Consider the following 12,714-nt stretch of genomic DNA (forward strand, 5'->3'; position numbering starts at 1 on the left):
ATCCCGACCCTACAAATGATAACAATGACGAGGACAACATGAGCGACACAACGATCCTGCAAAACAGTACCCATGTCATTAAACCGAAAAAATCTGTGGCACTTTCCGGCGTTCCGGCGGGCAATACGGCGCTCTGCACGGTGGGTAAAAGCGGCAATGACCTGCACTACCGTGGTTACGATATTCTCGACCTCGCAGAACATTGCGAATTTGAAGAAGTGGCGCATCTGCTGATCCACGGCAAGCTGCCGACCCGTGACGAACTCGCCGCCTACAAAACGAAACTGAAAGCCCTGCGTGGTTTACCGGCTAACGTGCGTACCGTGCTGGAGGCCTTACCTGCGGCGTCGCACCCGATGGATGTCATGCGCACAGGCGTTTCTGCGCTCGGCTGTACGCTGCCGGAAAAAGAGGGGCACACCGTCTCAGGCGCGCGGGATATTGCTGACAAATTATTGGCGTCGCTGAGTTCGATTCTTCTCTATTGGTATCACTACAGCCACAACGGCGAACGCATCCAGCCGGAAACCGATGACGACTCCATCGGCGGCCACTTCCTGCATCTGCTGCATGGCGAAAAGCCGTCGCAAAGTTGGGAAAAGGCGATGCAAATTTCGCTGGTGCTGTACGCCGAACACGAGTTTAACGCCTCCACCTTCACCAGCCGGGTTATTGCGGGCACCGGTTCTGACATGTATTCAGCCATTATCGGCGCAATCGGCGCACTGCGTGGGCCGAAACACGGCGGGGCGAATGAAGTTTCGCTGGAGATCCAACAACGCTACGAAACGCCGGATGAAGCCGAAGCGGATATTCGTAAACGCGTGGAAAACAAAGAAGTGGTCATTGGTTTCGGGCACCCGGTTTATACCATTGCCGATCCGCGCCATCAGGTGATCAAACGTGTGGCGAAGCAGCTCTCGCAGGAAGGCGGTTCACTGAAGATGTACAACATCGCCGATCGTCTGGAAACGGTGATGTGGGAGACGAAAAAGATGTTCCCCAATCTCGACTGGTTCTCTGCCGTTTCCTACAACATGATGGGCGTCCCCACTGAGATGTTCACTCCGCTGTTTGTCATCGCTCGCGTTACCGGCTGGGCGGCGCACATTATTGAACAACGTCAGGACAACAAAATTATCCGTCCTTCCGCGAATTACGTTGGACCGGAAGACCGTCAGTTTGTTGCGCTGGATAAGCGCCAGTAAACCTCTACGAATAACAATAAGGAAACGTACCCAATGTCAGCTCAAATCAACAACATCCGCCCGGAATTCGACCGTGAAATCGTTGATATTGTCGATTACGTCATGAATTACGAAATCAGTTCCAGAGTGGCCTACGACACCGCCCATTACTGCCTGCTCGATACCCTCGGCTGTGGTCTGGAAGCGCTGGAATATCCAGCCTGTAAAAAACTGCTGGGGCCAATTGTCCCCGGCACCGTCGTACCTAACGGCGTGCGTGTCCCCGGAACTCAGTTCCAGCTCGACCCTGTCCAGGCTGCGTTTAACATCGGTGCGATGATCCGCTGGCTCGATTTCAACGATACCTGGCTGGCAGCGGAGTGGGGCCATCCTTCCGACAACCTCGGCGGTATTCTCGCCACGGCGGACTGGTTATCCCGCAACGCGGTCGCCAGCGGCAAAGCGCCATTGACCATGAAGCACGTGCTGACCGCAATGATCAAAGCCCACGAAATTCAGGGCTGCATCGCGCTGGAAAACGCCTTTAATCGCGTCGGCCTCGACCACGTTTTGTTAGTGAAAGTGGCTTCCACCGCCGTGGTGGCCGAAATGCTCGGCCTGACCCGCGAGGAAATTCTCAACGCTGTTTCGCTGGCGTGGGTGGACGGTCAGTCGCTGCGCACCTATCGTCATGCGCCGAACACCGGCACGCGTAAATCCTGGGCGGCGGGCGATGCCACATCCCGCGCGGTACGTTTGGCGCTGATGGCGAAAACCGGCGAAATGGGTTATCCGTCAGCCCTGACTGCGCCGGTGTGGGGCTTCTACGACGTCTCCTTCAAAGGTGAGTCGTTCCGCTTCCAGCGTCCGTACGGTTCCTACGTTATGGAAAATGTGCTGTTCAAAATCTCCTTCCCGGCGGAGTTCCACTCCCAGACGGCAGTTGAAGCGGCGATGACGCTCTATGAACAGATGCAGGCTGCAGGTAAAACAGCGGCGGATATCGAAAAAGTGACCATCCGCACCCACGAAGCCTGTATTCGCATCATCGACAAAAAAGGGCCGCTCAATAACCCGGCTGACCGCGACCACTGCATTCAGTACATGGTGGCGATCCCGCTGCTGTTTGGGCGCTTAACGGCGGCAGATTACGAAGACAAGGTTGCGCAAGATAAACGCATCGACGCCCTGCGCGAGAAGATCACTTGCTTTGAAGATCCGGCGTTTACTGCCGACTACCACGACCCGGAAAAACGCGCTATTGCCAACGCCATTACCCTTGAGTTCACCGACGGTACGCGCTTTGAAGAAGTGGTGGTGGAGTACCCAATTGGTCATGCCCGCCGCCGTCAGGATGGCATTCCGAAGCTGGTCGATAAATTCAAAATCAACCTTGCGCGCCAGTTTCCGACTCGCCAGCAGCAGCACATTCTGGCGGTTTCTCTCGACAGAACTCGCCTCGAGCAGATGCCGGTCAATGAGTATCTCGACCTGTACGTGATTTAAGCAAACGGCGGTAAGGCGTAAGTTCAACAGGAGAGCATTATGTCTTTTAGCGAATTTTATCAGCGTTCGATTAACGAACCGGAGCAGTTCTGGGCCGAGCAGGCCCTGCGTATCGACTGGCAGACGCCCTTTACGCAAACGCTCGATCACAGCAATCCGCCGTTTGCCCGTTGGTTTTGTGAAGGCCGAACCAATTTGTGCCACAACGCCGTCGACCGCTGGCTGGAGAAACAGCCAGAGGCGCTGGCGCTGATTGCCGTCTCTTCGGAAACAGAAGAAGAGCACACGTTTACCTTTCGCCAGTTATATGACGAAGTGAACGCGGTGGCGTCAATGTTGCGCTCATTGGGCGTGCAGCGCGGCGATCGGGTGCTGGTGTATATGCCGATGATTGCCGAAGCGCACATTACCCTGCTGGCCTGCGCGCGGATTGGTGCTATTCACTCGGTGGTATTTGGTGGATTTGCTTCGCACAGCGTGGCGGCGCGAATCGACGACGCCAAACCGGTGCTGATTGTCTCGGCAGATGCCGGGGCGCGTGGCGGCAAAATCATTCCCTATAAAAAATTGCTCGATGATGCGATAAAGCAGGCGCAGCACCAACCGCGCCACGTTTTGCTGGTGGATCGCGGGCTGGCGAAAATGGCGCGCGTCAGCGGGCGGGATGTTGATTTCGCTTCGTTGCGTCATCAGCACATCGGCGCGCGGGTGCCGGTCGCCTGGCTGGAATCTAACGAAACTTCCTGCATTCTCTACACCTCCGGCACGACCGGAAAACCTAAAGGCGTGCAGCGTGACGTCGGCGGTTATGCGGTGGCGCTGGCAACCTCAATGGAAACCATTTTTGGTGGCAAAGCGGGCGGTGTGTTCTTTTGCGCGTCGGATATCGGCTGGGTGGTGGGGCATTCTTATATTGTCTATGCACCGCTGCTGGCGGGGATGGCGACCATTGTTTACGAAGGGTTGCCGACCTGGCCGGACTGTGGCGTGTGGTGGAAAATTGTCGAGAAATATCAGGTGAGCCGCATGTTCTCAGCGCCGACCGCTATTCGCGTGCTGAAAAAATTTCCTACTGCTGAAATTCGTAAACACGATCTCTCGTCGCTGGAAGTGCTCTATCTGGCAGGAGAACCGCTGGATGAACCGACCGCCAGTTGGGTGAGCAATACGCTGGATGTGCCGGTCATCGACAACTACTGGCAGACCGAATCCGGCTGGCCGATTATGGCGATTGCTCGAGGCCTGGACGACAGGCCGACGCGTCTGGGAAGCCCCGGCGTGCCGATGTATGGCTACAATGTGCAGTTGCTCAACGAAGCTACTGGCGAACCGTGCGGCGTGAATGAGAAAGGGATGCTGGTGGTGGAAGGGCCGCTGCCGCCGGGCTGTATTCAGACTATCTGGGGTGACGACGACCGCTTTGTGAAGACATACTGGTCGCTGTTTTCCCGTCCGGTATATGCCACCTTTGACTGGGGTATCCGCGATGCTGACGGCTATCACTTTATTCTCGGGCGCACTGATGATGTGATTAACGTTGCCGGGCATCGGCTGGGCACGCGCGAGATTGAAGAGAGTATCTCCAGTCATCCTGGCGTTGCCGAAGTGGCGGTGGTAGGGGTGAAAGATGCGTTGAAAGGGCAGGTGGCGGTGGCGTTTGTTATTCCGAAAGAGAGCGACAGTCTGGAAGACCGCGAGGTGGCACACTCCGAAGAAAAGGCAATTATGGCGCTGGTGGACAGCCAGATTGGCAACTTTGGCCGCCCGGCGCACGTTTGGTTTGTCTCGCAGTTGCCGAAAACGCGATCCGGAAAAATGTTGCGCCGCACGATCCAGGCCATTTGCGAAGGACGCGATCCGGGGGATCTGACGACCATTGATGATCCCGCGTCGTTGGATCAGATCCGCCAGGCGATGGAAGAGTAAGGTATTGTCGGACGCGTCGCGCGCCGCATCCGACAACTGTGCTGTGATGCCTGATGCGACGCTGGTGCGTCTTATCAGGCCTACAGGTCTGAACCGTAGGTCGGATAAGGCGCTCGCGCCGCATCCGACAACTGTGCTTTGATACCTGATGCGACGCTGGCGCGTCTTATCAAGTCTACCCACTGTTTTTCCAGAGATAATTTTTTATCCACTTTTTCGCACTCATCCATATAAAAAATATATTCCACCACGGAAACGATTGCTTTTTATTTTCAGATGAATAGAATGCGGCGGATTTTTTGGGTTTCAAACAGCAAACGGAGGAATTTCGTGTCGCAAGATAACAACTTTAGCCAGGGGCCAGTCCCGCAGTCGGCGCGGAAAGGGGTATTGGCATTGACGTTCGTCATGCTGGGATTAACCTTCTTTTCCGCCAGTATGTGGACCGGCGGCACTCTCGGAACCGGTCTTAGCTATCATGATTTCTTCCTCGCAGTCCTCATCGGTAATCTTCTCCTCGGTATTTACACTTCATTTCTTGGCTACATTGGCGCAAAAACCGGCCTGACGACCCATCTTCTTGCTCGCTTCTCTTTTGGTGTTAAAGGTTCATGGTTACCTTCACTGCTGCTGGGCGGCACCCAGGTTGGCTGGTTTGGTGTTGGCGTGGCGATGTTTGCCATTCCGGTGGGCAAGGCGACGGGATTGGATATTAATCTGCTCATCGCCGTCTCTGGTTTACTGATGACCGTCACCGTGTTCTTTGGCATTTCGGCGCTGACAGTTCTTTCTGTAATTGCGGTTCCGGCGATCGCCTGTCTTGGCGGTTATTCCGTGTGGCTGGCCGTTAACGGCATGGGCGGTCTGGAGGCATTAAAAGCGGTCGTTCCCGCACAACCGCTAGATTTCAATGTCGCGCTGGCGCTGGTTGTCGGTTCATTTATCAGTGCAGGTACGCTCACTGCCGACTTTGTCCGTTTTGGTCGCAATGCCAAACTGGCGGTGCTGGTGGCAATGGTGGCCTTTTTCCTCGGCAACTCGTTAATGTTTATTTTCGGTGCGGCAGGTGCTGCGGCATTGGGCATGGCAGATATCTCTGATGTGATGATTGCTCAGGGTCTGCTGCTGCCTGCGATTGTGGTGCTGGGGTTGAATATCTGGACCACCAACGATAACGCGCTCTATGCGTCGGGTTTAGGTTTCGCCAACATTACTGGTATGTCGAGCAAAACCCTTTCGGTCATCAACGGTATTATCGGTACGGTCTGCGCATTATGGCTGTACAACAATTTTGTCGGCTGGCTGACCTTTCTTTCGGCAGCTATCCCTCCCGTTGGCGGCGTAATCATCGCGGACTATCTGATGAACCGCCGCCGCTATGAGCACTTTGCGACCACGCGTATGATGAGTGTCAATTGGGTGGCGATTCTGGCTGTCGCGCTGGGGATTGCCGCAGGCCACTGGTTACCGGGGATTGTTCCGGTCAACGCTGTATTAGGTGGCGCGCTGAGCTATCTGATCCTTAACCCGATTTTGAATCGCAGAACGACAGCAGCAATGACGCATGTGGAGGCTAACAGTGTCGAATAACGCTTTACAGACAATTATTAACGCCCGGTTACCCGGCAAAGAGGGGCTGTGGCAGATTCATCTGCAGGACGGAAAAATCAGCGCCATTGATGCGCAATCCGGCGTCATGCCCGTGACTGAAAACAGTCTGGATGCTGAGAAAGGTTTAGTTTTACCGCCGTTTGTGGAACCGCATATTCACCTGGACACCACGCAAACTGCCGGGCAACCGAACTGGAATCAGTCCGGCACGCTGTTTGAAGGCATTGAACGCTGGGCCGAGCGCAAAGCGTTATTAACCCATGACGACGTTAAGCAACGCGCCTGGCAAACGCTGAAATGGCAGATTGCCAACGGCATTCAACATGTGCGTACCCATGTAGATGTCTCCGACGCAACCCTGACTGCACTGAAAGCGATGCTGGAAGTGAAGCAGGAAGTCGCGCCGTGGATTGACCTGCAAATCGTCGCCTTCCCGCAGGAAGGGATTTTGTCGTATCCCAACGGTGAAGAGTTGCTGGAAGAGGCGCTACGCCTGGGAGCTGACGTAGTGGGGGCGATTCCGCATTTTGAATTTACCCGCGAATACGGCGTGGAGTCGCTGCATAAAACCTTCGCGCTGGCGCAAAAATACGACCGCCTGATCGATGTTCACTGCGATGAGATAGACGATGAGCAGTCGCGTTTTGTCGAAACTGTTGCCGCGCTGGCGCACCGTGAAGGAATGGGCGCGCGCGTCACCGCCAGCCACACCACCGCAATGCACTCTTATAACGGGGCGTATACTTCGCGCTTGTTCCGCTTGCTGAAAATGTCCGGCATTAACTTTGTTGCCAATCCGCTGGTCAATATTCATCTGCAAGGACGTTTTGATACTTATCCAAAACGTCGCGGCATTACGCGCGTCAAAGAGATGCTGGAGTCCGGCATTAACGTCTGCTTTGGTCACGATGATGTCTTCGATCCGTGGTATCCGCTGGGAACGGCGAATATGCTGCAAGTGCTGCATATGGGGCTGCATGTTTGCCAGTTGATGGGCTACGGGCAGATTAACGATGGTCTGAATTTAATCACCCATCATAGTGCCAGAACGCTCAATTTACAGGATTATGGTGTTTCCGCTGGAAACAGCGCCAACCTGATTATCCTGCCTGCAGAAAATGGGTTTGACGCGCTGCGTCGTCAGGTTCCGGTACGTTATTCGGTACGTGGCGGTAAGGTGATTGCCAGTACACAACCGGCACAAACCACTGTATATCTGGATCAGCCGGAAGCCATTGACTACAAACGGTAATCGTCTGGGGTGAACAGCCACTGACTTGTGTCAGTGGCTACCATGATTCATTACTCTGCTACCTTCTTTTGTTCCTGTGCTTATTTAACCTTAAGATTCAACTTTATAATCTTTGTAATAATACTGTTTATCACGCTCGTTTATTTCGCGAATAACCCGACAGGGAACGCCTGCAGCAACGACATTTGGCGGAATGTCTTTTGTTACGACACTGCCCGCGCCAATAACAGAGTTTTCTCCGACGGTGACGCCTGGATTAATGACCACATGACTCCCAATCCAGACATTATTGCCAATCGTTATCGGAAAAGAGTACATCTCTCCGTTTTTTCTCAATTCATGGTGTACAGGGTGCCCGGTAACGGAAAGGGTAACGTTGGGGGCAATCAGTACGTTATCACCGATAGTGACTGTGTGGTCATCGACGATGGTTAAATTAAAATTTGCGTAAAAATTGCGGCCTATATGGATATTGGAACCATAAGAGAAATAAACAGGTGGTTCTATCCAGGCATTTTCTCCTACCGTGGCAAACATTTCTTTAATCAGGCTTTCCCTTTTTTCAACTTCCGATGGATGTGAGTGATTAAACTCATACATCAACGCTTTCCCACGAAGTCTTTTTTCAGGTAAACCTTCGCACATATCGGTAAATAACTTTCCTGCTTTTACTCTTTCGGTCATTGGCATGTTCATTACGATTATTCCGCTCTGGTATGTTGGTCGGATAAGGCGCTCGCGCCGCATCCGACATTGATTGCTTAAGCGACTTCGTTCACCTGCCGACGCAGCAAGGAAAGCGGGCCTGGGCCGCTAAGCGTGAATACGGAAATTAAGGTAAAGCCCAGCGCCACCAGACCCAGCACCAGATAAGCGCCCTGGAAACCGATGCTTTCATACATATTGCCCGCCAGAACAGACATGAAAATCATCGCCAGTTGTTTAAAGAAGCAGAAACAGACCAGATAAATTGTTGCCGAAAAACGCACTTCAAACTGGCTGGTAATATATTTAAAGCAGCCCACCAGCAGGAACGGTACTTCAAACATATGCAGTGTTTTTAGAATAACCACTTCCAGCGCCGAGGTGGCGAACGATGAGCCAATAATACGCACAGACATAATGGTGCCAGCCAGCAGCAGGGCATTTTTCCCACCGATGCGATTAATAATCAGTGGTGCAAAGAACATAATCGAAGCGTTAAGTAATTCACCCATTGTTGTGACATAGCCAAATACCCGCGTACCCTGTTCACCAGTGGAGAAAAACGAAGTAAAGAAATTAGCAAACTGTTGGTCAAAAACATCGTAGGTGCAGGAAACACCAATAACATACAGCGATAAGAACCACAGTTTCGGTTGTTTGAACAACTCCAGCGCCAGTTTAAGACTAAATGCGGAATGATTTGCACCTACGGCATTGGCAACCGTGGCGGAAGAAGGTGCATCTGTTTTGGCGAAAAAAAGCAGAACGGCGAGGATGAGCGCACAGCCGGAACCCAGCCAGAAGACAAAGTGGTTATTGATGGTGAACATGATGCCGACAATTGAGGCACACAGCGCCCAGCCAACGCAACCAAACATCCGCGCGCGACCAAATTCGAAATTACTGCGACGGCTGACCTTCTCGATAAATGCTTCTACTGCCGGTGCACCCGCGTTAAAACAGAAGCCAAGATAAATGCCGCCAACAATCGAACCTAATATAATATTATATTGTAACAGTGGGCCAAAGATAAAAATAAAGAACGGCGCAAACATCATTAACATGACGGTAATAATCCATAGCAGATATTTGCGCAGCCCGAGTTTGTCAGAAAGCAGACCAAACAACGGTTGAAATAACAGGGAGAACAGAGAAATAGCAGCAAAAATAATGCCGGTATCACTTTTGCTGATATGGTTGATGTCATGTAGCCAAATCGGGAAAAACGGGAAATAGGCCCCCATGATAAAAAAGTAAAAGAAAAAGAATAAGCCGAACATCCAAAAGTTTGTGTTTTTTAGATAGAACATAATGGATTTCCTTACGCTAAATACGGGCAGACATTGCCTGCCCGGTTATTATTATTTTTGACACCAGATCAACTGGTAATGGTAGTGACCGGCGCTCAACTGGAATTCCGTCGAAACTGACGGACTCCAGGAGTCGTCGCCGCCAATCCCCATATGGAAACCGTCGATATTCAGCCAGCTCCCTTCCTCCGCGTGCAGCAGATGGCGATGGCTGGTGTCCATCAGTTGTTGTTGGCTGTAACGGCTGATATTGAACTGGAAGTCGCCGCGCCACTGGTGTGGGCCATAATTCAATTCGCGAGTTCCGCAGCGTAGACCGTTTTCGCTCGGGAAGACGTATGGGGTATACATCTCTGACAACGGCATATCCCAGCGGTCAAAACAGGCCGCAGTAAGGCGGTCGGGATAGTTTTCTTGCGGCCCTAATCCGAGCCAGTTAACCCGCTCTGCGACTTGTGCCAGTTGGCAGGTCAGGCCCACCCGCGCCGGATGCGGCGTATCACCTGCTACTTCAACATCCACGCTGATGGCCATCTCACCGTGTCCATCAATACGGTAGGTTTTCCGGCTGGTAAATAAGGTTTTCCCCTGATACTGCCACGCGTGGGCAGTCGTAATCAGTACCGCGTCGGTAATCCGATCTGCGGTACACTGCAACAGCACTGCTTCTGCCTGGTAATGGCCTGCCGCTTTCCAGCGCTCTACCCAGGCGTTCGGGTCAATACGAGTCGCTTCGCTTACGCCAATGTCATTATCCAGCGGCGCTCGGGTGAACTGATCGCGCAGCGGGGTCAGCAGTTGTTTTTCATCGCCAATCCACATTTGTGAAAGAAGACCTGACTGGCGGTTGAATTGCCAACGTTTATTACCCAGCCCGATGCAAAAATCCGTTTCGCTGGTGGTCAGTTGCGGGGCGGAGTGGGGCGCAGACGAGAGCGTTACGCGGAGGTTTTCTGCCAGTCGCCATTGCTGCCAGGCGCTGATGTGTCCGGCTTCTGACCACGCGGTCGCGTTTGGTTGCACCACCTGTACCGTGAGCCAAAGTTGCCCGACACTCTCCGGCTGGGGCAGTTCAGGCAATTCAATCAACTGTTTTCCTTGTGGCGCGACAGCCAGAGGCACTTCACCACTCGTTAGCGGCTTGCCATCCAGCGCCAGCGACCAGTGCAGGATTTCGTTATCGCTATGACGGAACAGGTATTCGCTGGTGACTTCGATTGTTCGCCCGGATAAGCGGAACTGGAAAAACTGCTGTTGGTGTTTTGCTTCCGTCAGCGCCGGATGCGGCGTGCGGTCGGCAAAGACCAGACCGTTCATGCAAAACTGGCGATCGTTCGGTGTATCGCCAAAATCACCGCCATAAGCCGACCACGGGTTGCCGTTTTCATCATATTTAATCAGTGACTGATCGACCCAGTCCCAGACGAAGCCGCCTTGTAAACGCGGATACTGACGAAATGCCTGCCAGTATTTGGCAAAGCCGCCGAGGCTGTTGCCCATCGCGTGGGCGTATTCACAAAGGATCAGCGGGCGCAACTCACCAGGCAGTGAAAGCCATTTTTTGATTGACCATTTCGGTGCTGCCGGGAAGGGCTGATCTTCATCCACACGGGCATACATCGGGCAAATAATATCGGTAGCCGTAGTGTCTGCTCCGCCACCTTCATACTGCACCGGACGGGAGGGATCGACGGATTTTATCCAGCGATAGAGCGCGTCGTGATTAGCACCGTGACCGGATTCATTACCCAGCGACCAGATAATCACGCACGGGTGATTGCGATCGCGCTGTACCATCCGCGTTACGCGCTCGCTCATCGCCGGTAACCAGCGCGGATCATCCGTCAGGCGATTCATCGGCACCATGCCGTGGGTTTCGATATTAGCTTCATCCACCACATACAAGCCGTAGCGGTCGCACAGCGTGTACCACAGCGGATGGTTCGGATAATGCGAACAGCGCACGGCGTTAAAGTTGTTCTGCTTCATTAGCAGGATATCCTGCACCATCGTCTGCTCATCCATGACCTGACCGCGCAGAGGGTGATGCTCGTGGCGGTTAACGCCGCGAATCAGCAACGGTTTGCCATTCAGCAACAGCAGACCATTTTCAATGTGTACCTGACGGAAGCCAACATCACAGGCTTCCGCTTCAATCAGCGTACCGTCGGCGGTGTGCAGTTCAACAACTGCACGGTAAAGGTTCGGGAGTTCTGCGCTCCACAGCGCCGGATTTTCGACGCTCAGACGTAGCGTGACGCGATCGGTATAACTGCCGCGCTCATCGATAATTTCGCTGCCGAAAGGTGCGGTGCTACTGGCGACCAGGTTTTCACCTTGCCACAAAGAAACTGTTACCCGCAGAAAGTCGCGCAACTCGCCACCCATGCGCACTTCAGCCTCCAGCACGGCGCGGCTGAAATCGTCATTAAAATGGGTAGCAACATGGAAATCGCTGATTTGCGTGGTCGGTTTGTGCAGCAACGAGACGTCGCGGAAAATGCCGCTCATTCGCCACATATCCTGATCTTCAAGATAACTGCCGTCACTCCAGCGCAGCACCATCACCGCGAGGCGGTTTTCTCCGGCGTGCAAAAAGGCGCTCAGGTCAAATTCAGACGGCAGGCGGCTATCCTGGCCGTAGCCAACCCAGCGTCCGTTACACCACAGGTGAAACGCCGAGTTAACACCATCAAAGATAATCCGCGTCTGGCCATCCTGGAGCCAGCTTTCATCAACATTAAATGTGAGCGAGTAACAACCCGTTGGGTTTTCTGCGGGAACAAACGGCGGATTCACCGTAATGGGGTAGGTCACGTTGGTATAAATGGGGGCGTCGTAACCGAGCATCTGCCAGTTTGACGGCACCGGAATATTATCGGCTTTTGGGAGATCGCGTTCGAGCCAGCTTTCCGGCACCGCTTCCGGTGCCGGAAACCAGGTAAATAACCATTCACCATTCAGACTGCGCAATTGACGGGAAGGGTGATTATCACGGGCTTTTTTGCTATTGCGCCAACTGGAAAAAGGGGGATGTGCTGCAAGGCGATTGAGTTGGGTAACGCCTGGGTTTTCCCAATCACGACGCTGTAATACGACGGCCAGTGAATCCGTAATCATGGTCATAGCTGTATCCTGTGTGAAATTGTTATCCGCTCACAATTTCACACAACATACGAGCCAGATGCACAGAGTGTAAAGCCTGGGGTGCCTAATG

The 12,714-nt window shown here is 53.2% G+C and carries 9 protein-coding genes; 5 read left to right on the plus strand and 4 right to left on the minus strand.

Annotated elements, in window-relative coordinates; genetic code table 11:
* Positions 1–38: 38 nt before the first annotated feature.
* Genes prpC through prpE form a run of 3 tightly spaced genes read left to right on the plus strand, consistent with a single transcriptional unit; the run spans position 39 to position 4,619 of the window.
* Entirely contained in the window at positions 39–1,208 is a 1,170-nt protein-coding gene (prpC, locus tag A1WG_RS07435) for a bifunctional 2-methylcitrate synthase/citrate synthase (RefSeq protein ID WP_001285922.1), read from the plus strand.
* A 33-nt stretch (positions 1,209–1,241) separates the two neighbouring features.
* On the plus strand, positions 1,242–2,693 hold the full coding sequence (locus tag A1WG_RS07430) for a bifunctional 2-methylcitrate dehydratase/aconitate hydratase (protein WP_001515835.1): 1,452 nt from the start codon (positions 1,242–1,244) through the stop codon (positions 2,691–2,693).
* A 39-nt stretch (positions 2,694–2,732) separates the two neighbouring features.
* Positions 2,733–4,619, plus strand: coding sequence for a propionate--CoA ligase (prpE, locus tag A1WG_RS07425; RefSeq protein WP_001515836.1), 1,887 nt, complete (start codon positions 2,733–2,735; stop codon positions 4,617–4,619).
* Between the two features lie 80 nt (positions 4,620–4,699).
* Here the strand turns inward: prpE and A1WG_RS24885 are convergent, their stop codons facing one another.
* Entirely contained in the window at positions 4,700–4,849 is a 150-nt protein-coding gene (locus A1WG_RS24885; protein WP_187415368.1) for a hypothetical protein, read from the minus strand.
* A 100-nt stretch (positions 4,850–4,949) separates the two neighbouring features.
* Between A1WG_RS24885 and codB the strand changes: the two genes are divergently transcribed.
* Positions 4,950–6,209 (plus strand): cytosine permease, encoded by a 1,260-nt coding sequence (gene codB / locus A1WG_RS07420; RefSeq protein WP_000076244.1) that lies wholly within the window; start codon positions 4,950–4,952, stop codon positions 6,207–6,209.
* The gene (gene codA, locus A1WG_RS07415) at positions 6,199–7,482 is read left to right on the plus strand and encodes a cytosine/isoguanine deaminase (protein WP_001515837.1); all 1,284 of its coding nucleotides are present in this window, start codon (positions 6,199–6,201) and stop codon (positions 7,480–7,482) included. The genes codB and codA overlap by 11 nt, the downstream gene beginning before the upstream one ends.
* 90 nt (positions 7,483–7,572) lie before the next feature.
* Here codA and lacA read toward each other — a convergent pair whose 3' ends face one another.
* The 3 genes from lacA to A1WG_RS07400 all read right to left on the minus strand — a co-directional run bounded on the left by lacA (position 7,573) and on the right by A1WG_RS07400 (position 12,623).
* Complete coding sequence (gene lacA / locus A1WG_RS07410; RefSeq protein WP_001515838.1) at positions 7,573–8,178, minus strand: galactoside O-acetyltransferase; 606 nt, start codon at positions 8,176–8,178, stop codon at positions 7,573–7,575.
* Positions 8,179–8,243: 65 nt separating this feature from the next.
* Positions 8,244–9,497 carry a lactose permease gene (lacY, locus tag A1WG_RS07405; RefSeq protein WP_001515839.1) on the minus strand — a complete coding sequence of 418 codons (1,254 nt, stop codon included), beginning with the start codon at positions 9,495–9,497 and terminating at the stop codon, positions 8,244–8,246.
* A 51-nt stretch (positions 9,498–9,548) separates the two neighbouring features.
* The gene (locus A1WG_RS07400) at positions 9,549–12,623 is read right to left on the minus strand and encodes a beta-galactosidase (protein WP_001515840.1); all 3,075 of its coding nucleotides are present in this window, start codon (positions 12,621–12,623) and stop codon (positions 9,549–9,551) included.
* Positions 12,624–12,714 lie beyond the last annotated feature (91 nt).

It is taken from the genome of Escherichia sp. KTE96 (assembly GCF_000408525.1).
Classification (GTDB): domain Bacteria; phylum Pseudomonadota; class Gammaproteobacteria; order Enterobacterales; family Enterobacteriaceae; genus Escherichia; species Escherichia marmotae.

Coding starts and splice junctions, on each gene's coding strand:
- lacA (WP_001515838.1), bottom strand. CDS start 8,178: ATGAACATGCCAATGACCGAAAGAGTAAAAGCAGGAAAGTTATTTACC.
- A1WG_RS07400 (WP_001515840.1), bottom strand. CDS start 12,623: ATGACCATGATTACGGATTCACTGGCCGTCGTATTACAGCGTCGTGAT.
- A1WG_RS24885 (WP_187415368.1), bottom strand. CDS start 4,849: ATGGATGAGTGCGAAAAAGTGGATAAAAAATTATCTCTGGAAAAACAG.
- lacY (WP_001515839.1), bottom strand. CDS start 9,497: ATGTTCTATCTAAAAAACACAAACTTTTGGATGTTCGGCTTATTCTTT.
- prpC (WP_001285922.1), top strand. CDS start 39: ATGAGCGACACAACGATCCTGCAAAACAGTACCCATGTCATTAAACCG.
- A1WG_RS07430 (WP_001515835.1), top strand. CDS start 1,242: ATGTCAGCTCAAATCAACAACATCCGCCCGGAATTCGACCGTGAAATC.
- prpE (WP_001515836.1), top strand. CDS start 2,733: ATGTCTTTTAGCGAATTTTATCAGCGTTCGATTAACGAACCGGAGCAG.